This is a genomic window from Mesorhizobium sp. P160219, from assembly GCF_057786095.1.
The window spans coordinates 5,392,151-5,412,902 of sequence record NZ_JBYNWG010000001.1 but is presented as its reverse complement, the minus strand read 5'-3'; the positions used below and the strand labels follow the sequence as shown (position 1 = coordinate 5,412,902).

The 20,752-nt window shown below is 63.5% G+C and carries 22 protein-coding genes; 6 read left to right on the top strand and 16 right to left on the bottom strand.

Annotated elements, in window-relative coordinates; all coding sequences use genetic code 11:
* Positions 1-96: 96 nt before the first annotated feature.
* The gene (locus AC3EMP_RS26255) at positions 97-504 is read left to right on the top strand and encodes a carboxymuconolactone decarboxylase family protein (protein WP_352499681.1); all 408 of its coding nucleotides are present in this window, start codon (positions 97-99) and stop codon (positions 502-504) included.
* A gap of 26 nt (positions 505-530) precedes the next feature.
* On the top strand, positions 531-1,061 hold the full coding sequence (locus AC3EMP_RS26250; RefSeq protein WP_352499682.1) for a GNAT family N-acetyltransferase: 531 nt from the start codon (positions 531-533) through the stop codon (positions 1,059-1,061).
* Between the two features lie 11 nt (positions 1,062-1,072).
* Here the strand turns inward: AC3EMP_RS26250 and AC3EMP_RS26245 are convergent, their stop codons facing one another.
* The 12 genes from AC3EMP_RS26245 to AC3EMP_RS26190 form a co-directional block, all read right to left on the bottom strand.
* Positions 1,073-1,960, bottom strand: a complete 888-nt coding sequence (locus tag AC3EMP_RS26245) for an amidohydrolase family protein (RefSeq protein ID WP_352499683.1) — start codon at positions 1,958-1,960, stop codon at positions 1,073-1,075.
* Complete coding sequence (locus AC3EMP_RS26240; protein WP_352499684.1) at positions 1,960-3,096, bottom strand: vWA domain-containing protein; 1,137 nt, start codon at positions 3,094-3,096, stop codon at positions 1,960-1,962. Before AC3EMP_RS26240 ends, AC3EMP_RS26245 begins: the two co-directional genes overlap by 1 nt.
* A 235-nt stretch (positions 3,097-3,331) precedes the next feature.
* The gene (locus AC3EMP_RS26235) at positions 3,332-4,213 is read right to left on the bottom strand and encodes an AAA family ATPase (RefSeq protein WP_352597577.1); all 882 of its coding nucleotides are present in this window, start codon (positions 4,211-4,213) and stop codon (positions 3,332-3,334) included.
* A gap of 7 nt (positions 4,214-4,220) precedes the next feature.
* A complete protein-coding gene (locus AC3EMP_RS26230; protein WP_023699673.1) occupies positions 4,221-5,225 on the bottom strand; it encodes a xanthine dehydrogenase family protein molybdopterin-binding subunit in 1,005 nt (334 codons plus the stop codon).
* Between the two features lies 1 nt (position 5,226).
* Entirely contained in the window at positions 5,227-6,594 is a 1,368-nt protein-coding gene (locus AC3EMP_RS26225; RefSeq protein WP_352499685.1) for a xanthine dehydrogenase family protein molybdopterin-binding subunit, read from the bottom strand.
* A gap of 11 nt (positions 6,595-6,605) precedes the next feature.
* Entirely contained in the window at positions 6,606-7,088 is a 483-nt protein-coding gene (locus tag AC3EMP_RS26220; protein ID WP_023725426.1) for a (2Fe-2S)-binding protein, read from the bottom strand.
* Positions 7,089-7,148: 60 nt separating this feature from the next.
* Positions 7,149-7,943 (bottom strand): FAD binding domain-containing protein, encoded by a 795-nt coding sequence (locus AC3EMP_RS26215; protein ID WP_023823201.1) that lies wholly within the window; start codon positions 7,941-7,943, stop codon positions 7,149-7,151.
* A gap of 16 nt (positions 7,944-7,959) precedes the next feature.
* Positions 7,960-8,403 carry an SRPBCC family protein gene (locus AC3EMP_RS26210; protein ID WP_023699669.1) on the bottom strand — a complete coding sequence of 148 codons (444 nt, stop codon included), beginning with the start codon at positions 8,401-8,403 and terminating at the stop codon, positions 7,960-7,962.
* A gap of 113 nt (positions 8,404-8,516) precedes the next feature.
* Positions 8,517-9,344 carry an AraC family transcriptional regulator gene (locus AC3EMP_RS26205; RefSeq protein ID WP_023673046.1) on the bottom strand — a complete coding sequence of 276 codons (828 nt, stop codon included), beginning with the start codon at positions 9,342-9,344 and terminating at the stop codon, positions 8,517-8,519.
* A 149-nt stretch (positions 9,345-9,493) separates the two neighbouring features.
* On the bottom strand, positions 9,494-10,264 hold the full coding sequence (locus AC3EMP_RS26200; RefSeq protein WP_031246147.1) for an SDR family oxidoreductase: 771 nt from the start codon (positions 10,262-10,264) through the stop codon (positions 9,494-9,496).
* Positions 10,265-10,303: 39 nt separating this feature from the next.
* Entirely contained in the window at positions 10,304-11,302 is a 999-nt protein-coding gene (locus AC3EMP_RS26195) for an ABC transporter permease (protein WP_023673048.1), read from the bottom strand.
* 41 nt (positions 11,303-11,343) lie between these two features.
* Positions 11,344-12,084 (bottom strand): ATP-binding cassette domain-containing protein, encoded by a 741-nt coding sequence (locus AC3EMP_RS26190; protein ID WP_023682237.1) that lies wholly within the window; start codon positions 12,082-12,084, stop codon positions 11,344-11,346.
* 466 nt (positions 12,085-12,550) lie between these two features.
* Between AC3EMP_RS26190 and AC3EMP_RS26185 the strand changes: the two genes are divergently transcribed.
* Together AC3EMP_RS26185 and AC3EMP_RS26180 are read left to right on the top strand one after the other, a co-directional pair.
* On the top strand, positions 12,551-13,540 hold the full coding sequence (locus AC3EMP_RS26185) for a sugar-binding protein (protein ID WP_023673050.1): 990 nt from the start codon (positions 12,551-12,553) through the stop codon (positions 13,538-13,540).
* A gap of 179 nt (positions 13,541-13,719) precedes the next feature.
* A complete protein-coding gene (locus AC3EMP_RS26180; RefSeq protein WP_023712091.1) occupies positions 13,720-14,502 on the top strand; it encodes a FadR/GntR family transcriptional regulator in 783 nt (260 codons plus the stop codon).
* An 18-nt stretch (positions 14,503-14,520) separates the two neighbouring features.
* Here the strand turns inward: AC3EMP_RS26180 and AC3EMP_RS26175 are convergent, their stop codons facing one another.
* On the bottom strand, positions 14,521-15,459 hold the full coding sequence (locus AC3EMP_RS26175) for an NAD(P)-dependent oxidoreductase (RefSeq protein WP_023682235.1): 939 nt from the start codon (positions 15,457-15,459) through the stop codon (positions 14,521-14,523).
* Positions 15,460-15,576: 117 nt separating this feature from the next.
* Here AC3EMP_RS26175 and AC3EMP_RS26170 point away from each other — a divergent pair, with 117 nt between their 5' ends.
* Both AC3EMP_RS26170 and AC3EMP_RS26165 read left to right on the top strand, forming a co-directional pair.
* Entirely contained in the window at positions 15,577-16,467 is an 891-nt protein-coding gene (locus tag AC3EMP_RS26170) for an NAD-dependent epimerase/dehydratase family protein (RefSeq protein ID WP_023712090.1), read from the top strand.
* Between the two features lie 118 nt (positions 16,468-16,585).
* Complete coding sequence (locus AC3EMP_RS26165; RefSeq protein ID WP_023725423.1) at positions 16,586-17,362, top strand: FadR/GntR family transcriptional regulator; 777 nt, start codon at positions 16,586-16,588, stop codon at positions 17,360-17,362.
* Between the two features lie 149 nt (positions 17,363-17,511).
* Here AC3EMP_RS26165 and AC3EMP_RS26160 read toward each other — a convergent pair whose 3' ends face one another.
* From AC3EMP_RS26160 to AC3EMP_RS26150, 3 genes are read right to left on the bottom strand one after another with little or no spacing between them, the layout of a single operon-like run.
* The gene (locus AC3EMP_RS26160; protein WP_023673056.1) at positions 17,512-18,618 is read right to left on the bottom strand and encodes a Gfo/Idh/MocA family protein; all 1,107 of its coding nucleotides are present in this window, start codon (positions 18,616-18,618) and stop codon (positions 17,512-17,514) included.
* A 33-nt stretch (positions 18,619-18,651) separates the two neighbouring features.
* The gene (locus AC3EMP_RS26155) at positions 18,652-19,488 is read right to left on the bottom strand and encodes an ATP-binding cassette domain-containing protein (RefSeq protein WP_023712088.1); all 837 of its coding nucleotides are present in this window, start codon (positions 19,486-19,488) and stop codon (positions 18,652-18,654) included.
* Positions 19,485-20,600: an ABC transporter permease gene (locus tag AC3EMP_RS26150; protein WP_023687958.1), complete on the bottom strand. Its 1,116-nt coding sequence runs from the start codon at positions 20,598-20,600 to the stop codon at positions 19,485-19,487. Before AC3EMP_RS26150 ends, AC3EMP_RS26155 begins: the two co-directional genes overlap by 4 nt.
* Positions 20,601-20,752: the final 152 nt, after the last annotated feature.

The following is a 20,752-nucleotide window of genomic DNA, read 5'->3' as shown; positions in this document are numbered from 1 at the left end:
TCATTCCGTATGACTGAATTGGAATAGCCGGTTAGCCGCCTTTTCTCGACATCTGATTCAACGACCTGATCCATCGATTCAACGAAAGGAAACACCATGGCTGCCACCAGACTCCTGACCGACGCCGAGGTCGAAAAAATCCCGGCCGTGAACGCGGTCTTCGACGACATCCGCGCGACGCGCAAATCGGATTTCGTCAACAATTTCTGGCGTGGGCTCGCCAACGATCCGGCCTTGCTGAAACGGACATGGGAACAGGTGAAGGTGGTGATGGCCACGGAGAGCGCCATCGACCCGCTGACCAAGGAAATGATCTATATCGCGGTGTCGACCGCCAATGGCTGCTCCTACTGCGTCCACTCGCATACGGCAGCTGCCCGCGCCAAAGGCATGACCGATGCGCAGCATGGCGAGATGGTGTCGATCATCGGGCTGGCCGGGCAGACCAACCATCTGGTGACGGCGATGCAGATTCCGGTCGATCCCGAGTTCGAGGTGAAGTGAGGGGTGCTCTTCCGGATTAGGGTTTCATGGACAAGACGACAAGATTTCCAATTTCGCTCGCCGGCTACGAGATCGAAGGGCTAATTGGAAACGACGCGCCGCGGCTGGTGCGGTTATATCAGGCTTGCTCGGATTACGTCTTGCTTGAGCGAGGCGAGTTGCCCACAGCCGACAGCGCAAGGGAGGAGTTCGAAAGCTTTCCGCCCAACCGGACGGAGGCGGACAAATTCGTGTTCGGATTGAAAGCCGTCGATGGCGAGTTTGTCGGCTTGCTGTCTTGCGACCGCGACTATCCGCAAGCGGGGTGCTGGTGGATCGCCTTGCTGATGATCGACAAGGCCCTTCGCGGACAAGGCGTTGGGCGCACCCTTTGCACCGACTTTTTCAACCGGCTGAAATCGCAACAGATCAAGCGCGTGGAGCTCGGTGTGCTCACCGAAAACGAGCAGGGGCTTCGGTTCTGGCAGGCGCAGGGCTTCGGACCGGCGCGGATCGCAGGCCCGGTCAGCTTCGGCGCCAAACGGCACATGGTCCAGATTCTGGGGCGGGCATTGTGAAGGCACCACGCTTACACCGGCCGATAAACCTTCTCGGCCGTGTTCCAGAAGATATCCGCCTCGGCGGCCGCGCCATGCTTGCCTACCGCGGCACGATGCGCCTTGATCAGTTCGGCGTGGCTGGTCCAGAGTTTTTCGATCGGGAAGTTGGAGCCGAACATCAGGTGGTCAGCGCCCAGAATGTCGATGGCATTGTCGACGATGTAGGCAACCAACGCCGGATCGTTGCGGTGGGCGAAGGTGCCGAGGCCCGACAGCTTGGCGTAGAAGTTCGGCGCTGTTGATAGCGTACTCAGGCCGGCTTTCCAGGCCTCGGTGGTTTCCGGCTCCATGCCGGTCAGCATGCCGGCATGGGTGAGGATGAAGTTGATCTGCGGGTTCTCGCCGACCAGCGTCAGCCCGTCCTTCATCTGGGCAGGGAAAAGCTGCAGGTCGAAGGACAGGCCATAGTCTTTAAGCCGCGCGACATTGGCCCGCACCTTGGGGTCGATGACCTGATCGGCCGAGGCAGCGAAGCGGAAGGCCGGCGTCTCGTGCCAATGCAGCTGCATGCGCACGCCGCGCAGCAGCGGGTACTTTTTCAATCGATCGATCTGGGGCCGGACATCGTCGACAGTCATATCGGTATAGCCGACGATAGCGTGCGGCCAGCCGGTCTCGTCGGCAGTCTTCTGCAGGAAGGCGACTTCTTTTTCGAAATCCTCCTTGGCCCAGTTGGTCTGGACATAGACGGCCTTCTCGACACCTGCGCCTTGCTGATCGGCGAGAAATTCCTCGATCGGATAGTCGCGGCGGATCGGCTCGTAGGGGCCGAAAATGCGTGGCACCATCGGCCCGACCAGCCATGGCTGGTCCTGCTGGCGCCAGATGTGGAAATGCGCGTCGATGGCTTTCTGCATCACGATACCCTTTTCCAGATTGCCGACGCCGCCGGGGCCGGGCGGGCGAGCGACAGGATGAAATCGGTGAGGCTCCCGAGCGACGAGCCGTCGATGAGATCGTCGAGATCGGGCAAGATGGCGCGGAGTGCTGCCGTGGCGGGAAGGAAACGCGGGTCACCGGCCAGCGGTGTGGCCAGCGACAGGCGAAAGGCGCGGGCGCTCAGCCGGCGCATTGCGGTCTCGAGATCGGCATGGTCGCCGCGCTCCAGCGCGTCCGACAGGATGATCACAGCAGCGCCGCGGGCGAAGGCTGAGAAACGGGGCACCGAGAGGAAGGCGAGCAGGGTCGGTCCCATGCGCGTGCCGCCGTCCCAGTCGTCGACGAGTGCCGCCGCTCGGGCGAGAGCCTGGTCGCGATCGCGGATACGCAGTGCGGACGTGATGCGGGTGAGCCGCGTGCCGAAGGTGAAGATTTCGGCACGGTCAGCACCTTGTACGGCGGCGTGCGCCAGTTTGAGATAATCCGATGTATGCAGCTTCATCGAGCCGGAAACATCGATCAGGATCAGCAGCTTGCGCGAAACGGTTTGGCGGCGGCGGAGCTGCGGCGAGGGGATATCGCCATCGGCGCTGACGATTTCCCTGAGCGAGCGGCGCAGATCGAGCTTGCCGCGCGAATGGGTGCGCACGGTGCGGAATGAGCGGCGGGCGGGGAGGGCTGAAGCGAGCTTGCGGCGGAAGGGCCCAAGGCCATCGTTGTCGCGGAGGAAGTCGCGGCTGCTGAGCTGTTCGATTGCCGACGACAGCTCGCCGCCTTTCTCCTGGCGCGTGGTCTGTTTCTCCTCCTGGCGCGTGCCGTGATCGTCCTTGATGCGGGTTTCCTCGTCTTCCTCGCCTTCGATCGAGGGTTGGCCATCGCCATGGAAGTGATTGCGAAAATGCGCCTCGAATTCGCCGCGGCGATCGGGCGGGGGGGCAAGCGTTGCGAGCGCCGCCTCGCGGATGTCGGCCATGGAGCGCGGGCCGAGCAGGGTTATGGCCTGCATGAAGCTGCAGACCTGCTCGGGGGCGACGGCAAAGGCGTGGCGGCGCAGCAGCCGGGCGAAGTCGAGGAAGGGCGCGGAGGCGAGAGGAAGGGTTCCCTGACGCATCATTCCTTCGCGCCCCCCTCTGTCCTGCCGGACATCTCCCCCACAAGGGGGGAGATCAGCAGCTTTGGCGCTTCGGTTCTTTCTGCGCCGCTGGAGATTGGCGAAAGCCAGGATGACGGCTGATCTCCCCCCTTGTGGGGGAGATGTCCGGCAGGACAGAGGGGGGCGCTGTCCCGCCAGCGTTGCAGAGTGCCCAGGTGAGGCCACCTCGATATGAACGAGCTGTTGACCTCACACGTCACCCCAGCGCCTCCTCGACAATCTGGCCAAGCTCCGACGCGATCGCGGACAAATCCTCCTCGTCCTTGATAAGCACACCGATGGCTCGGCGGAAGGCTTGCGGCCATGGGCTGCCGCCTTTCTCCAGTATGGTGGCGGCGTTGGCCCATTCTACGGCCTCGGAGATGCCGGGCGGCTTGGCCAGCGGGCGGACGCGGATCTCCTGCACAGCGGCCGCCACGGCGCGGGCGGTGGTCTCGGCGACATCGCCGGCGCGCAGCATGATGATGGCGGCTTCGCGCTCGGCGTCGGGATAGCCGATCCAGTGATAGACGCAACGCCGACGCAGCGCCTCCGCCAGTTCGCGGGTTCGGTTCGAGGTCAAGATGACGATCGGCTGCGCCTCCGCGCGGATCGTGCCGCGCTCAGGGATGCTGATCTGGAAGTCGGAGAGGAATTCGAGAAGCAGCGCTTCGAATTCGTGGTCGGAGCGGTCGATCTCGTCGACCAGCAGCACGCGCTGCTCCGGCGCCCGCAGCACCTGCAGCAATGGCCGCGCGATCAGAAAGCGGTCGTCATAGATGTCGATCTCATGCTCGCCGGCATGGCGGATGGCGAGCAGCTGGCGCTGGTAGTTCCATTCGTAGAGCGCGTGTGCTGCGTCGATGCCTTCATAGCATTGCAGCCGCACCAGATCGCGGCCAAGCAGTTGCGCGATCGCCTTCGCAGCTTCGGTCTTGCCAACGCCGGGCGCGCCTTCCAGCAGCAGCGGCTTGCCGAGCCGTATGGCCAGGAAGATGGCGGTGGCCAGGCTGTCGTCGGCGAGGTAGCGCGATCCAGCGAGGTGGCGTGCCACCGCCTCCGGCGAGGTCGCGACAGTCTCGGCATTCGGCTCCTGCATGTCGTCCTCAGTTCGCCGCTTGCGCCTTCAGCGCGCGCAATATGCGCTCCGGTGTGATCGGCAGCGTGTCGATGCGCACGCCGACGGCGTCGAAGACGGCATTGGCAACCGCGGGGATCTGCGGGTTCGCGCACATTTCGCCTGGTCCTTTGGCACCGTAAGGACCATCCGCCGACGGCCGCTCCAGCACGATGATCTCGGTTTGGGCGAGATCGCCCGGTCCCGGCATCAGATACTGGTTGAAGTCGGTGCCGCCATGGTCGCGGTTGGGATAATAGGGCTCGGTCGTTTCGTAGAGCGCGTGGCTGATGCCCATCCAGGAACCGCCGACCAGTTGCTGCTCGACCATTTTCGGGTTCAGCGCGCGGCCGATCTCAAAGACGTTCTTCACGGTCAGCACCGTAACCTCGCCCGTCTCGTCATCGACCTCGACTTCGGCCACCGTGCAGGCATGGGCGTAGCAGGTCGACGGCTTCATCGCGCCGGTCTCTTTCTCCGGATAGGAGCGCGGGATCAGGAACATGCCGCGCCCGGATATCGAGCGCCCGCGCTTGAAATGCGCCGACAAGGCGACATCGAAGATCGAGATCGACTTTTGCGGCGCGCCCTTGACCAGAATATTGCCCTGGCCGTCAGTCTCAAGGTCGGAAGCGTTGACCTCCAGCTCTTCCGCCGCCACTTCCAACATCACCTGGCGCGCTTCCTTGGCCGCCTGGATGACGGCATTGCCGGCGCGGTGGGTGCCGCGCGAGGCGAAGGTACCCATGCAGTGCGGGCCGGTGTCGGTGTCGGCGGTGTCGATGGTGACCCGGTCGGTCGGCACGCCGATGGTCTCGGCGCAGATCTGCGCCATGATCTGCTTCAGGCCCTGGCCGAGATCGACCGACGAAAGTGTGACCATAAAATTGCCGGTCGGCGTCGAATGCACCAGCGCCTGCGTCGGGTCGCCGCCAAGGTTCATGCCCGTCGGGTAGTTGATCGCGGCGACGCCGCGTCCGCGCCTTATCGCCATCTCAAGCTCCCTTCGTGTAGGAGGACATCGCCATATACTTCTCCGCCACCGGCCAGTTGGCGGCGCGCGACGCCTCCTGCATGCACTCGATCAGCGCCGCCCCTTCGGTCGGCTGGCGATGCGCCTTCATGTCGCCATCGCGATAGGCGTTGATGAAGCGGAATTCGAGCGGGTCCATGCCGATCAGCCGCGCCAGCTTGTCCATCTGCACCTCAAGCGCGAAGTCGCCGATGGTGACGCCGAAGCCGCGCATGGCGGAGGAGGGGGTGCGGTTGGTGTAGACGCAATAAGTGTCGATCCAGACATTGGGAATGGTGTAGGGCCCGGGATAGTGCGCCGCTCCCTTCTGCGCGCCATAAGGCGAGTGGCGCGAATAGGCGCCGGCATCGGTATAGCCGGTCACCTTGCGCGCAACGATGCGGCCGTCGTTCATCACGCCGTCCTTGATGATTATCTTTTCGGCGGCGCGCGGCGAGGAGATCTGCATCTCCTCCTCGCGGCTATAGACGAAACAGACTGGGCGTCCGGTTTGTTTAGCGCCAAGAATGGCGATCGGCTCGACGATGACGTCGACCTTGCCCCCAAAGCCGCCGCCGACAGTGCCGCCGACGAAATGCAGTTTTGAGCCGGGCATCTGCAGGATGATCGAGGCGTTGTCGAGGGTGAAGAACATCGCCTGGGTGTTGGTGTAGCAGGTGAAGCGGTCATTGCCTTCGGGCACCACGACGCAACCGGTGGTCTCGGTCGGCGCATGCTCGATGGGCGAGGATTGATAACTCTGTTCGAGGATGTGGTCGGCGCCGGCGAAGCTCGCCTCGACATCGCCGAAGCGCACCTTGCGGCATTCGCCGCTGTCATAGAGATAATAGTTCTGGCCGTGATATTCGTTGACCAAAGGCGCGCCAGGCTTCAGCGCTTCTTCCATGTCGAAGACGGCCGGCAGCACCTCGTAGTCGACCTTGACCTTGGCTGCCGCTTCCTGAGCCGCGCGCTCGGTCTCGGCCAGCACCGCCACCACCGCCTCGCCCTTCCAGCGTACCTTGCCGTCGGCCAGCACCGTCTCGTCTTCCGGTCCGACCTGGATCAGGATCAGGATGGTGTAGACATTGTGCGGCACATCCTTGGCGGTGAGGATTTTCACCACGCCGGGATGCTTCTCCGCTTCGGAAGTGTCGATCGAACGGATGCGGGCATGGTGGTGCGGACTGCGCACCATTTTCAGGTGAAGCATATTCGGGAAGTTGCGGTCGGCGAAATAGGCGGTCTTGCCCGTCACATGTCCCGGCGAATCCAGCCGAGGCCGCCCATGGCCGATCTCGTGCAGGCCGTCCTTGCGCTGATCGGCGAAATAGTTTTTGCGCAGTTCCATTCTTTTGGTCCTTAGGCCGCGTTCTGCGAATTGGCTCGGGCCGCGGTCAGCACCGCCTGGATGATCGGCTCGTAGCCGGTGCAGCGGCAGATATTGCCGGACAGCGCCTCGATCACGTCCTCGCGGCTCGGATTGGGCGTGTGGTCGAGCAGCACCTTGGCGGCCATGATCATGCCCGGCGTGCAGAAGCCGCATTGCGTGGCGAAGGCGTCGAGGAAGGCACGCTGCAGCGGATGCAGGACGCCGGCCTCAGCGAGGCCCAAGGTGGTGCGGATGTCGGCGCCGCTGCAGGTCTCGGCCAGCGTCAGGCAAGAGAGCCGGAGTTCGCCGTCGATGATGACCGAACAGGCGCCGCAGGTGCCCTGGTGGCAGCCGCCCTTGGGCGAGGTGTCGCCGATCTTGTCGCGCAGCGCGTGCAGCAGCGTCGTGCCGCTGTCGACAAATTCGGCCTTCTCCGAGCCGTTGAGCGTGAACTGAACCGGAACCTTTGCCATGTTTTCCTCCCAGCGCGCCTGCCCGGTTGATCCGACAGACGCGCGCCCCCCAAGCGGTGGTTAAGTAAGCAGCAGCCGGCCGAGATGGACCGGCAGAACCTCGGCGCGATACCAGGCGCTGGCGATCGGGTCGGTGATTGGCGAAGTGCCTTCACCGGCTGCAGCCAGCGCCGCTGCGGCGCCGTCCTGGTCAAGCCTGCTGCCGATCAGTGCCTTTTCCGCAGCACGGGCGCGCATCGGCCGATCTGCCATGCAGCCGAGCGCGATCCGCGCCGAGGAGACAGTGCCGTCGCCGGCCTGTTCCAGAACGGCGGCGATGCTGAGCACCGAGACGCCCTTCGGCTTGACCCGCGACGCTTTCAGGAAGCGGAAATTCTCGGCCTTCGGCAACGCGAAGGCGACTGATGTGACAATGGCGCGGCCGCCGTCCCGCCTGGCCAGAAAATCCTCGATAGGCAATTCCCCATCATCGGTGCCGACCGTCGCATCCAACGCCAGCAGGGCGACAGCGAAATCACCGTAGGGCGCCGGTGCGAACAGATTGCCGCCGACAGTCGCCATATTGCGGATCGCCGGGCCGCCGACGGCGCGCGCAGCCCTGGACAGCGCCGCAAGCTCGGGATGGCGGGCGATGGCCGCCATTGTCACCGAAGCTCCGATGCGGACCTTGCCGCCGGCAACGGTGATCCCGGAGAGGGCCGGATCGGTCGAGCGGACGAGGCCGGTGACGGAGACATCGCCTTCATTGGCGGCGCGCACGACCAGCGTGCCGCCGCCGAGATAGCGGGTGCCGGGCGCCTTCAGCGCCGCGTTGGCATCCCTGACGGCCGAAAAGGTCTGGAGGGCAAGCGCCATGGCAGTCTCCCCTGACTCAGCTCTGGCCAGAAAAATGGCTCTTCAATGCATTGAAGCCACCCTGGAAGACATTGGCGGCCATGCCGGCGGCGATCTTGTCGGCCTCTTCGGGCGCCGCGTCGAAGCTCGCGGTCCATTCGGCATAGGTGCGGTCGCAGTCGGTCACGCGGCGCAATTGCAGCGTCGCTTTGTGATTGGTCAGCGGCTGCGGCGTTTCGAGGATAGAATAGCTGACGCGGAAATCCGCATCGGAGAAGTCGAGCAGTTTTTCGCGGATACGCGCGCCGCTGGCGAGCTCGAAATTACGCACGCAGCCGATGGTTTCGGCGCTCTTGCCGTCTTCGATATGGCTCTTGACCATGCGCGGATGCCAGCCCGGCAGGCCGTTGAAGTCGCGTATGCGCGCCCAGACCTTTTCGACCGGCGCGTCGATGACGCTGGAGACGGTGACTTCAGCCATATGATCATTCCCCTACGAATTCGATACGCTGCAGGGTAGGGCGGCGGCCGGCGCTGCGCTTATCAATGGGTCTTGCGGCCCTATCAAGGAGTCTGAAAAACGAGCGGCTTGGCTCAGGCCATGGCACGCGCCGCCTCGCGGTAAAGCGTCGGCGGCACGCCGACATGGTCGCGGAAGAAGCGCGAGAAATTGCCCTGGGTGGTGAAGCCGAGATTGCAGGCGACCGAGATCAGCGGTTCCTGCGACCACTGCAGCTGCCGCACGGCTTCCTCCATGCGCAGCGTGTTCCAGTAGACATTGGGCGTCAGATTGGTCTGTTCCTTGAATAAAGCAAAGAAGTGCGGCCGCGACAGGCCGACGCTGCGGGCGACGTCGTCGAACGAGATGCGTTCGCAGACATTGGCCTTCATCAGCTGGATTGCCTTGCGGACGCGGAAATCCTGCATTGTGTTGACCCGGATGCGCGCCTCCTGCGGCGCCGAGGCGTCGGCGGCGTCGAGCAGGCTATCGATGAAGCGCTCGATCTCGTAATTGGCGACGTCGTCGATGCTTTCATTATCGCTCAAATGGTCGAGCAGGTTGGCGGCGGCCTGGTGCAGCCAGGGTTCGAGCGTGATTGCGGCCTGTGCAAACAACGGCGCCGACGAAGGCAGGTCGCGGCGCCGGCGCGCCCAATCCGGATCGATGTAGAAGGCGAGGAACAGGCCGGGCCTGCCGTTCTGCGACAGAATGTGGCTGTGCGGCTGGTAGGAATTGATGCCGGCGGCGGTGCCGGGACCCAGCGGCACCGTCTCGCGGCCGACGGTCATCTCGCCGGCCGTGCCCTCCAGCCAGATGATGATGTGGGCCTCGACATGCGCATGGGTGACGAAGTCGCTGGCGACATTCAGGACAGAAACATGTCCGAACCGGCCCCAATAGAGCCTGATCGCGTCCGTCATGGGTATACCTCCCGCAGACGACTGGCCTCCCTTCGCCTGCAACGGGATTGTGCGGCTGAGTTCGGGCTCGCGTCAAGGCGCGGGGCGAAAGCCGCTGTGTGCTGCCGGCCGTAGTGGTGGATTTTCAGACTGAGCGATAGGGTTTCCCGTCAAACCGAAGCCGTCATGCCGCCGTCGACATAAAGCGTATGGCCGTTGACGAAGGATGAGGCGTCGGAGGCGAGGAACACGGCGGCGCCGATCAGTTCGTCGACATACCCCCAGCGGCCAGCCGGCGTGCGCTTTTCCAGCCAGGCGGAGAATTCCTGGTTGTCGACCAGCGCCTGGTTCATCTCGGTGCGGAAATAGCCGGGGGCGATGGCATTGACCTGCAAGCCGTATTTCGCCCAGTCGGTGCACATGCCACGTGTCAAATTGCGGATTGCGCCCTTGGTGGCCGTATAGGGCGCGATGTTGGGCCGGGCGAGTTCGCTCTGCACCGAGCCGATGTTGATGATCTTGCCCTTGCCGCGCGCGATCATATTGCGGGCGACCGCCTTGCCGGCATGGAAGGCGCCGGAGACATTGGTCTTGAACAGCCGCTCCCACTGCTCCTCGGGAAAGTCCTCGAGCGGAGCGCGAAACTGCACGCCGGCATTGTTGATCAGGATGTCGATGGCGCCGATCTCGGCCTCGATGCGGGCGACATCGGCATCGACCGCGCGAAAATCCGTCACGTCGAAGGTCGAGGGGTGCGCTTTGAAGCCAGCGTCGCGCAAGCCGGCGACAGCACCGGCAACCTTGCCGGCATCGCGGCCGTTGAGCACGACACTTGCGCCATGCTCGGCAAGGCCGCGCGCCAGCGCCAGGCCGATGCCCTGGCCGGAGCCGGTGATCAGCGCCAGCCGGCCGTTGAGCTCGAACAGGGATTTCGATGTCAAGGCAACGGTTTCCAGCCGAAAGGTTCAGTCCAAAAACATTCAGTCATTGCGCCTGAAGTTGCGGATCCGGTCGAACAGCACCGCGAGCAGGATGGCGCCGCCGATGAACACGCCTTGCCAGAAAGCATTGATGCCGAGCAGACCAAGGCTGTTGCGGATAACTTCGATGAGCGCGGCACCGACAATAGCGCCGAAGGCGGTGCCGACGCCGCCGGCGAGATTGGCGCCGCCAATGACCGTGGCGGCGATGACCTGCAGTTCCATGCCGGTTCCGAGATTGGTGGTGACGGCGCCCAGCCATCCGGTCTGGATGATGCCGGCAATGCCCGCCGCCAGCGCCGAGATCATATAGACGGCGACCTTGATCTGCTTGACGGGAACGCCGGTCAGCGTCGCCGCGTGCTCATTGCCGCCAATGGCGAAGATGTGGCGGCCAAACTTGGTCCAGCGCAGCGTGAAGCCGGTGATCAGCGCCAAAAGGATCATGTAGAGCACCGGATTGGCGATGCCGAACACCCAGGCACCGCCGCCCAGCGCCAGAAGCTTGTCGTGATCCGGGCCGAACTGGAAGACGACGGTGTTGTTGGAGGCGACCATGGCGAGGCTGCGGGCAATCGACAGCATACCGAGCGTCACCACGAAGGGTGGAAAGCCGAGATAGGCGATCATGATGCCGTTGAAGGCGCCTATGGCGAGCGCGGTGGCGATCGAGGCGAGGATGCCGACCTCGATGGAGTAGCCGGCATGCATGGTGACGGCCAGCACCATCGACGACAGGCAGAGCACCGAACCGACCGACAGGTCGATGCCACCTGTGATGATGACGAAGGTCATGCCGAGCGCGATGATGGCGACGAAGGTGATGTTGCGGGTGATGTTGTAAAGGTTCTTCGACGTGGCGAAGGCGTCGGTGGCAAAAGACAGGAACAGGCAGGCCAGGATGACCGCGATCACCACCCAGAAGGTCTGGCTGGCAAACAGTCTTGCCGGCAAGGATTGCTGCTTTTGTTCGATCGGCTGGTCAATTGTCAGTGCCATCGTCGACCTTCATGTGCTGTGCGTGGTGAAATTCGCTGAGATCAAACCTGTTCGATGGCGCCGGTGATCAGCCCGGTGACTTCCTCGGGCGAACTTGACGCAATCGTCTTGTCGGCGACCTTGCGGCCGCGCCGCATGACGATGACGCGGTCGGCGACGGTGAACACGTCAGGCATGCGGTGGCTGATCAGCACCACTGCGATGCCCTGGTCGCGCAAATGGCGGATCAGGTTCAGCACTTCGGCGACCTGGCGCACCGAGATCGCGGCCGTCGGTTCGTCCATCAACACGATCTTCGCCTGCGACAGCATGGTGCGCGCGATCGCTACTGCCTGGCGCTGGCCGCCCGACATCTGCTTGACGAGGTCGCGCGGACGGGTCTCGGACTTCAACTCGGCGAATAGCTGGCCGGCGCGCTTGTACATGGCGGCATAGTCGAGGATGCGTAAAGGGCCGAGGCCGCGGCGCAATTCACGGCCGAGATAGACATTGGCGGCAGCGGTCAGATTGTTGCACAGCGCCAGGTCCTGGTGGACGATCTCGATGCCGTGCTGGCGAGCTTCCGCCGGCTTGTGCAGGATCAACTCCTTGCCGTCCATCCGCATGACGCCATGGCTGGGGCGGAAATTGCCGGCGATCATCTTGACCAGCGTCGACTTGCCGGCGCCGTTGTCGCCCATCAGGCCGACCACCTGTCCGGGCTCGATCGACAGCGATACGTCGTTGACCGCCTGGATGGCGCCGAAATGCCTCGAGATATTGGTGAGTTCGAGAACCGCCACCAGTCTTTGCCTCCCCGTGTTTTGCGACCCGCTGCTGTTCCCGGCGTGAATGCCGGCGCTGCTTTGGCCCCGCTCTCCCCATCTCCTCCCGGAAACAGCGTCAGCGTTGTTTTACGCAAAAGCCGGCGCTCGTCAATCAATTGTCGGACGAATTGAAGCGTTGGTTATCCAAAAATCCGTTTTGTAGGACAAATAGCATTGACGTTGGCCGCAAGCCGATATTAGCTAAGCGTCGGAGGAGATTGTGCCGATGTCGCTGGCGGTTAGCCGGGCGGAATCGGCGGAGGTTTATCGGTCGAGGTTGCGGCGCCACCCATGTGTTGAGCCGGGCCAATGCCGCATCTGGAAATGCTTATCGATCTGTCTTGGCGACACGAGTGCTCGTGAAACGAACCTCGGTCATTAAGCATCCGGTCGATCTGTGTGGCGGGCACGCCGTGTCCGTCTGTTTCAAGGGAGGACTGACATGAGGAAAACACTTTTGCTCGCCGCCGTCGCCGCCATGGCGCTGGGCGCCGGGCCGGCTTTGGCCAAGAAACAGCTCGTAATCGTGGTGAAGGGTCTCGACAATCCATTCTTCGAAGCCATCCACCAGGGCTGCGAGAAATGGAACAAGGAAAATGCCAGCTCGGAATATGAATGCTTCTACACCGGCCCGGCATCGACTTCCGACGAGGCGGGCGAGGCGCAGATCGTTCAGGACATGCTGAGCAAGGCCGACACGGTGGCAATGGCGATCTCGCCATCCAACGCGCCGCTGATCGCGCAGACGATCAAGACCGCCAATCCGACGATCCCGATCATGACGCTCGACGCCGATCTCAGCAAGGAAGATGCCGCGCTGCGCAAGACCTATCTCGGCACCGACAACTATTTGATGGGTCACAAGATCGGCGAGTACATCAAGAAGGGCAAGCCGAACGGCGGCACGATCTGTACCATCGAAGGCAATCCCGCGGCCGACAACATCCTGCGCCGGGCGCAGGGCATGCGTGACGCGCTGTCGGGCAAGGAAGGCCTGGCGGCACTTGCCGGCGAAGGCGGCTGGACCGAAGTTGCCGGTTGCCCGGTGTTCACCAATGACGACGGCGCCAAGGGCGTGCAGGCGATGACCGACATCCTCGCCGCCAATCCCAAGCTCGACGCCTTCGGCATCATGGGCGGCTGGCCGCTGTTTGGCGCACCGCAGCCCTATCGCGACCTGTTCGGGCCGCTCAAGGACCGCATCGCCAGCAACGACTTCGTCATCGGTGCCGCCGATACGATCGGCGATGAAGTGGCGATCGCCCGTGACGGCCTTGTAACTGCTCTGGTTGGTCAGCGGCCGTTCGAAATGGGCTACAAGGCACCATCGGTGATGATCGATCTGGTCGAAGGCAAGGCCGTCGCCGATCCGGTGTTCACCGGCCTCGACGAATGCACCAAGGACACGGTCGACACCTGCATCCAGAAGTAGGTTCTCGATTTCGGGGCGCCCTTTGACGGGCGCCCCGTCTCTTCCCGGACGGACGCAACGGTTGGGGCAGCAGGCTCCGGCTTTGACGCGTCTGTAGTTTGGATTTTCGGCAACGAGATCGGCGCGCCGTGCAGGTTCGGACCAGTCCGGACGCAGACGGCCGACGCATTGGAACGTGAATGCCGGACGAGAAATCAAAGAAGCGAGCCGAGCGGGCCAAGGCACAAGCCAGCCGCGGTCCGGCTGTCATGCGCAGGGCCGGTGCCGCGCATTTTCCGGGAGCGAGCGTCCATGTCTCGCTGGCCGGCGAGATCGGCCTCAGAATCGTGCGAGGCGATTATCCGCCCGGCACGATTCTGCCCAACGAGGCCAAATGGGCCGAGACCTTCGATGTCAGTCGTTCGGCGGTGCGCGAAGCCATCAAGATGCTGATGGCCAAAAGCCTGCTGGCTTCACGGCCCAAGATCGGCAGCTGGGTCGAGCCCAGGGAACGCTGGAACCTGCTCGACCGCGATGTGCTGGCCTGGTACGCGACCGGGCCGGACCGGGAGGCCTTCCTGCGCACGGTGCAGGAGTTCCGTCACATCATCGAGCCGGAAGCGTCGGCCTTTGCCGCCACGCGGCGCAGCGACGAGCAGATGGACGAGATCAGCCAAGCCTGTCGTGAGATGGGCGAGGCTTTGAACCTGCAGGAGCGTATCCGCGCCGACACGCGTTTTCACCTCGCCATATTGCGCGCCTCGGGCAACGATCTGCTGGTGCCGCTTGGCGTTCTGATCGAGTCGGCGCTCGATCATCTCTTTGTCTTCGTCACACGCGAGACCAGCGATCAGCGGCGGGCGCAGGCGCTGCATGAGGCGATCGAGAAGAACATCCGCCTGCAGCGTCCTGCGGCCGCGCGCAATGCGGTGCACAAACTGCTCGCCAACACCGACGATGTTATCGGCCGGTCGAGGCGCTGACACAGGCTTTTCGCCACCTCAAATCGTCTGCTTCTTGCCATCCTTGCTGGGCATCAGGTCGACGCCGTTGACCTTGCCGATATATGTCGCCAGCATCGGCACGAATTGCTCGGCCGGGCCAGTGGCATGGGCACCGGCGAAGGAGTTCTTGGTGGCGTTGCCGAGCGGGTTGGCGATGCCGGCCGCACCCGCCATCGATTCCAGATAGGTCAGGTCCTTGAAGGCGTTGGCGATGGTGAATTTATGCGCGTCGCGGTCGCCCTCCAGCGTCCAGCGCATGAAGGTCTGGTAGAAGCCGCAATCCATGCGGCCGTTGCGGATGACGCTGTCGAAACGCGGTGGCGAGATGCCGACCTTCTCGGCCAGCGCCAGCGCCTCGGAATAGATCGCGGCATAGCCCAGCGAGATGAAGTTGTTGAGCAGCTTCATGCGGTGGCCGTCACCGGTATCGCCAATATGGACGATGCGGCCGGCCCAGGTTTCGATGACCGGCTTCACACGGGCAAACAGCGCGTCGGGCGCGCCGACCATGGCGTCGAGCGTGCCTTCCCAGGCTTCCTTCGGGGTGCGGCTGAGCGGTGCATCGACGAAGTCGACGCCGATCTCCTTCAGTTCCGCCGCCAGCGCTACCGTCGAGACCGGATCGGCGGTCGAGCAGTCGACGACAACCGAGCCTCTTTTCAGGCCCTCCTTGAGGCCGCCGGGGCCACGGATGATGGCTTCGACCTCGCGCGAGCCGGTGACGCAGATGAAGACGATATCGGATGCCGCTGCCACCTCACGCGAGGTGGCCACTTCCTTCGCACCGCGGCCAGCCAAGTCTTCCGCCGGCTTGCGGTTCTTGCGGCCGAGGAAGGTCAGGCCATAGCCCTTGTCCACGATGTTCTTGGCAATGCCGTGCCCCATCAGGCCAAGGCCGATAAAGCCGATCTTTTCGCTCGCGGCGGTCGTGGTCATGTCTTGAAGTCCTGTTGCGATGATTGATAGTGGGCGCCGCCGTCTGGCGGGCGAGGGTGGTTGCGGAATGCCATATTGTCTGACAATACACGGAAATCCTAGGCATTGGAGACGAAAATGACGAAGCGGATCATGTTCACCGGCGGCAGCGGCAAGGCCGGTCGCCATGTCGTGCAATATCTGGTCGAACAGGGCTGCCAGGTGCTCAACATCGACACCAGGCCGCTCGACAATCCCAAGGTACGCACGCTGATCACCGACATCACCGACAGCGGCCAGGTGTTCAACGCGCTGTCGAGCTATATGGGTCTGCACGAATTCGACCCGTCGCTGCGCCCGCAGCCGGTCGATGCCGTGGTGCACTTCGCCGCCATACCGCGCATCATGATCACGACCGACAATGAGGTGTTCCGCATCAATGCGATGGGCACCTACAACGTCATCGAGGCGGCGGTGAAGCTTGGCATCCCCAAGGTGGTGATCGCGTCCAGCGAGACCACCTACGGCGTGGTGTTCGCCAATGAACCGCGCGACCCCAAATATTTTCCCCTCGATGAAGAATACGACGTCGATCCGATGGACAGCTATGCTCTGTCCAAGGTCGTCAACGAGCACACGGCGCGCGCCTTTGCGCAGCGCAACGGCACCGATATCTATGCGTTGCGCATCGGCAACGTCATCGAGCCGCACGAATATTCGCTGTTTCCGAAGTGGTTTGCCGATCCGGGCTTTCGCAAGCGCATCGCCTGGAGCTATGTCGACGCGCGCGATCTCGGCCAGATCGCGCTGCGCGCCGTTGAAACGGACGGGCTCGGCTTCCAGGTGTTCAACGCCGCCAATGACGACACCTCGTCCGACCTGCCGACAGCGGAACTGTTGAAGCGGTTTTATCCCGACGTGCCGGTCAAGACGAAGCTCGGCGAATATGAAACGCTGCTTTCCAACCGCAAGGCCAGGGACATGCTCGGCTTCCGTCCCGAGCACAGCTGGCGCAAATACGTCAAATAGGACTGGCAAATTGGGCTTTGGGGCAAGGTTGTAACCTGATCTGTGCACAGGCGCAGGCTTTGCCGTCTGCGCCCGGCACTCTGCTTGACAGCTTTCGAAATCCGGACTTTGTGGACGCATGAGGGACGGAAAGCCGAATAAGGGAACGAAGCCTGAAAAGGGGGCATCCGCCGAGCGCCCGGCGGCCCTTCGCCGGGCTGACGCGACCCGGATGCCCGGCACCAGCGTGCATGCGTCACTGGCCAGCGAAATCGGGCTTCGGATCGTGCGCGGCGACTATCCGCCGGGCACCATCCTGCCCAATGAAGCCAAATGGTCCGAAACCTTCAACGTCAGCCGCTCGGCGGTGCGTGAGGCGATCAAGATGCTGATGGCCAAAAGCCTTCTGGCATCGCGCCCCAAGATCGGCAGCTGGGTGGAGCCCAGGGAGCGCTGGAACCTGCTCGATCGCGATGTGCTCGCCTGGTACGCGACCGCGCCCGACCGTGAGGTGTTCCTGAAGACGGTGCAGGAATTCCGCCATATCATCGAGCCGGAAGCGACTGCCTTCGCCGCCATGCGACGCACCGAAGAGCAGATGGCCGAGATCAGCCAGGCCTGCCGCGAGATGGGCGAGGCGCCGAGCCTGCAGGAGCGCACGCGCGCCGATACGCGTTTCCATCTGGCCATCCTGCGCGCCTCCGGCAACGATCTGCTGGTGCCGCTCGGCGTGCTGATCGAATCCGCCTTCGATCATCTGTTCACCTATACGACGCGCGAACTCGACGATCTGCAGCATGCACAGCAACTGCACGAGGCGATCGAGAAGGCCATCCGCCTGCAGCGGCCGGAGGCGGCCCGCAACGCGGTGCGCAAGCTGCTCGCCAATACCGACGGCGTCATCAACACCCGGTAGGATATGCTGATATTCAGGTGAGGCCGGCCTGCAAACGCCGGCTTTCTGCGCTTCCGGTGCTCACTTACTTAAGTACGCTCCGCTCCGGTTCTCGAAATCCAACGTTTTCGGCGCGGCCTGACCTGAATCTCAACACATCCTGCGAGCGCTCAGCCGGCCTGCGAAGTGGCCAGGTGCTGCCTGGTCAGCGCGACCAGCAGCGCCTGGTCGCGGGCGGCGTGCTCGGGGCGGTTGACCACCTCGTCGCCATTGACGATCGCACCCCAGAAGCCGCGCAGTTCCTCGACGAAGGCTTCGCCGTAGCCGGCACGCAGATCCCTTGTCGACAGTGTGTGGCCGTCCGAGGTCTTCACAGTCAGCCGGGTCGGATGATGGTTGAGCCAGGGCGAGGGGAATTCGAGCTCAAGGCTGGCATCGTCGAAGAAGAGCGTGATGCGTTCCTTGTAGTCGGCGAGCTTCGGCACGGTGAGATGCGTCATCGTCCACAGCGCCTGGCCGTCGAGCAGTTTTACCGCGCCCTGGCCGCCATCGCCATTGGCGAAGATCTGCGCGCCGACAACCTCGCCCTCCGGCACGCTGAGCGCGTCGAGCAGGCCGTGCACGGCATTCACATCGTGAATCAAGGCGGAGCTGTAAGCGCCGGTAAACCCACGGAAAGCCAGATCGGTCATGGGCTGGCCGATGGCGCGCTCGACCTGTTGTTTCTGCCTGGCTTGCGCGGCGGCAATCAGCTCCTCGGGAATGTCGTTGCCGCGCTTGTAGCGCTGGTGGGCGATGAACGGCCAGGCATCGGGATCGTTGACCTCGACCGAGACGGACCGCAACGTCTTTGCCGTGCCGGGCAGCGAGGCCAGCGCCAGCCGGTAGCTCGGATCGAAGCGCTTCATATAGCCGACCTGCATGACCTTGCCGGCCTTGTCGCGCGCGGCGATGATCTCGGCGATTTCCGCCGGGGAATAGCAGAGCGGCTTTTCGCAGAAGACATGCAGGCCGCGCCCGAGTGCGGCCAGTACCTGCTCGTGATGCAGCGGGTCGGGCGAGCCGATGACGACGGCGTCGAGCTTCTGGCCGAACAGTTGCTCCGGCGTTTCGAAATTGGCGATGCCGTGAATTTCGCTGACATATTCCCGCGAAATCCTTGACGGGTCGGCAACGCCGACCAGTTCGAACAGGTCGCCGAGCCGCAACAGGTTTGGAATATGCTCGACCTGCGAAATCATGCCGGCGCCGATGACGCCGACGCGTATCCTGCTCATGCTGTTAATACTCTCTGCAAAAGTGTTCCAGGCTCAGGGTGCGGCGGCCGGCCGGTTGCCGATCTGCGCCAACAGCCCGGCAATCTCAGCTTCCACCGCCTTCAAATCCTCGCCGCCCGACATGATGGAAATCACCTCGTCGCGCGAGATCTCGGACTTGGCGTATGTACCGCGATTGCGGCCGCGGTTGAGCAGCGTGAAAGTGTCACCGACAGGGTAGGCGTGGTGGATGTTGTGGCTGATGAAGATCACGGCCAGGCCGCGCATGCGCGCCTCGATGATGAATTTCAGCACCATCGCCGCCTGATGCACGCCGAGCGCCGAGGTCGGTTCGTCCAAAATCAGCACCTTGGCGCCGAAATGCACGGCGCGTGCGATCGCCACCGACTGGCGCTCGCCGCCCGACAGCGTGCCGACGGCCTGCGTCGGGTCGCGCACGTCGATGCCGATATCGGCCATCGCCTGGCGGGCAATTGTGTTGGCGCGCTCCTTGTCGAAGCGCGAGAAGGGCAGGCGGCTTCTGGTCGGCTCGCGGCCGAGGAAGAAGTTGCGCGTGATCGACATCAGCGAGATCATGCCGAGGTCCTGGAAGACCGTCGCGACGCCGAGGTCCTGCGCGTCGCGCGGGCTGCGGAACGTGACGGGCTTGCCGTCGACGAAAATCTCGCCCTTGGTCGGCCGGTGCACGCCCGACAGAACCTTGATCAGCGTCGACTTGCCGGCGCCGTTGTCGCCCAGCAAGCAGTGCACCTCGCCGGGATAGACCTTGATGTCGATATCCTGCAGCGCGCGCACCGAGCCGAAATTGACCGATACACCACGCAATTCCATGGCTGGCTGGATGGCCGGGGATGGGTTTGGATAGGTCATTTGCCACCTCCGCGTCCGAGCGCCTTGAGGCGGATGTAGTTGTTGACGAGCACGGCCATCAAGATGACGATGCCGAGGAAGACCTTGAACCAGTCGGTGTCGATGCCGGTGTAGAAGATGCCCATCTGCACCAGGCCGAAGATCAGCGCGCCGAACAGCACGCCATAGACGGTGCCGTAGCCGCCGGTGAGCAGCACGCCGCCGATGACCGCGGCGATGATCGCCTCGAATTCCTTGAGCAGGCCGCGCGTGGTGTCGGCGGAGCCGGCCTCCATCACCTGGATGGTGGCAAGCAAGGTCGCGGCACAGGCGGTGTAGATGAACAGCGCGATCTTAACCCGGTCGACCGGCACGCCGACATTGCGGGCGGCATTGAGGTCGCCGCCGGTGGCGAAGATCCAGTTGCCGTATTTGGTCTGGGTCAAGACATAGCCGGCAAGCGCTGTCAGTCCGAGCCACCAGACGATCGACATCGGAATGCCGACGACGAAGGGAATGCCGTCGGTGCGGGTGGCGATCCAACCTTGCGTGCCCATCCATTGGAAGAAGCCAGTCAGGAGATGGCCGTTGAACAGGCCCGCGGTTGCCGGGTCCGGCGCGCCGTCGAGGATGTAGGGGATCTGCGTGCGGCCGGTGACGGCGCGGGTGATGCCGATCGACAGGCCGCGCAGGATGTAGAGCGACGCCAGCGTCACGATGAAGGAGGGCAGGCGGGTCTTCACAACGATCAGGCCGTTGACGTAGCCGGTGAGGATGGCGACAGCGAAGGCGCAGGCGATGCCGCCCCACAGCGGCAAGCCCCAATATTTCACCGTCAGTCCGATGACGACGCCGGCGAAGCCGACCATCGAGCCGACGGAGAGATCGAACTCGCCGGCGATGATGAGAAGGGCTGCGGCCGTGGCGATGATGCCGAGTTCGGCTGCCAGCGTCAGGAAGGTCATCGACCCCTGTAGCGAATAGAGGTTCGACGCACCCGGCAGCAGGGCGAAGATGATGACGGTGGCGATGAGGCCGCCGGCGGCACCGGCTTCGGGCCGGCGCAGCCATTGCGTCAGCCGGCCGGTGCTGGCCAGCCGCTCGTCAGTGCCGGCAGCCCGTTTCGACGTCATGCCGAAACGGTCCTTGCCCAGTACCCCGGGGGCCGGCGCTTCTGGAGGTATCGCCTTGTCTTCCACAACAGCCATTAGGCTCCCCAATCGCTCACTTCGCAATCTCGACCAGAGACGGGGAGCGCATGGCGGCTCCCCGATCCGTTTTGGTC

Excerpts from the sequence above, each read along its gene's own strand:
- AC3EMP_RS26245 (WP_352499683.1), bottom strand. The coding sequence starts at position 1,960 with ATGCAGAAAGCCATCGACGCGCATTTCCACATCTGGCGCCAGCAGGAC.
- AC3EMP_RS26225 (WP_352499685.1), bottom strand. The coding sequence starts at position 6,594 with ATGGAACTGCGCAAAAACTATTTCGCCGATCAGCGCAAGGACGGCCTG.
- AC3EMP_RS26150 (WP_023687958.1), bottom strand. The coding sequence starts at position 20,600 with ATGACGTCGAAACGGGCTGCCGGCACTGACGAGCGGCTGGCCAGCACC.
- AC3EMP_RS26170 (WP_023712090.1), top strand. The coding sequence starts at position 15,577 with ATGACGAAGCGGATCATGTTCACCGGCGGCAGCGGCAAGGCCGGTCGC.
- AC3EMP_RS26215 (WP_023823201.1), bottom strand. The coding sequence starts at position 7,943 with ATGGCGCTTGCCCTCCAGACCTTTTCGGCCGTCAGGGATGCCAACGCG.
- AC3EMP_RS26220 (WP_023725426.1), bottom strand. The coding sequence starts at position 7,088 with ATGGCAAAGGTTCCGGTTCAGTTCACGCTCAACGGCTCGGAGAAGGCC.
- AC3EMP_RS26205 (WP_023673046.1), bottom strand. The coding sequence starts at position 9,344 with ATGACGGACGCGATCAGGCTCTATTGGGGCCGGTTCGGACATGTTTCT.
- AC3EMP_RS26195 (WP_023673048.1), bottom strand. The coding sequence starts at position 11,302 with ATGGCACTGACAATTGACCAGCCGATCGAACAAAAGCAGCAATCCTTG.
- AC3EMP_RS26180 (WP_023712091.1), top strand. The coding sequence starts at position 13,720 with ATGCCGGACGAGAAATCAAAGAAGCGAGCCGAGCGGGCCAAGGCACAA.
- AC3EMP_RS26230 (WP_023699673.1), bottom strand. The coding sequence starts at position 5,225 with ATGGCGATAAGGCGCGGACGCGGCGTCGCCGCGATCAACTACCCGACG.
- AC3EMP_RS26240 (WP_352499684.1), bottom strand. The coding sequence starts at position 3,096 with ATGATGCGTCAGGGAACCCTTCCTCTCGCCTCCGCGCCCTTCCTCGAC.
- AC3EMP_RS26255 (WP_352499681.1), top strand. The coding sequence starts at position 97 with ATGGCTGCCACCAGACTCCTGACCGACGCCGAGGTCGAAAAAATCCCG.
- AC3EMP_RS26210 (WP_023699669.1), bottom strand. The coding sequence starts at position 8,403 with ATGGCTGAAGTCACCGTCTCCAGCGTCATCGACGCGCCGGTCGAAAAG.
- AC3EMP_RS26165 (WP_023725423.1), top strand. The coding sequence starts at position 16,586 with ATGAGGGACGGAAAGCCGAATAAGGGAACGAAGCCTGAAAAGGGGGCA.
- AC3EMP_RS26175 (WP_023682235.1), bottom strand. The coding sequence starts at position 15,459 with ATGACCACGACCGCCGCGAGCGAAAAGATCGGCTTTATCGGCCTTGGC.
- AC3EMP_RS26185 (WP_023673050.1), top strand. The coding sequence starts at position 12,551 with ATGAGGAAAACACTTTTGCTCGCCGCCGTCGCCGCCATGGCGCTGGGC.
- AC3EMP_RS26235 (WP_352597577.1), bottom strand. The coding sequence starts at position 4,213 with ATGCAGGAGCCGAATGCCGAGACTGTCGCGACCTCGCCGGAGGCGGTG.
- AC3EMP_RS26155 (WP_023712088.1), bottom strand. The coding sequence starts at position 19,488 with ATGACCTATCCAAACCCATCCCCGGCCATCCAGCCAGCCATGGAATTG.
- AC3EMP_RS26250 (WP_352499682.1), top strand. The coding sequence starts at position 531 with ATGGACAAGACGACAAGATTTCCAATTTCGCTCGCCGGCTACGAGATC.
- AC3EMP_RS26160 (WP_023673056.1), bottom strand. The coding sequence starts at position 18,618 with ATGAGCAGGATACGCGTCGGCGTCATCGGCGCCGGCATGATTTCGCAG.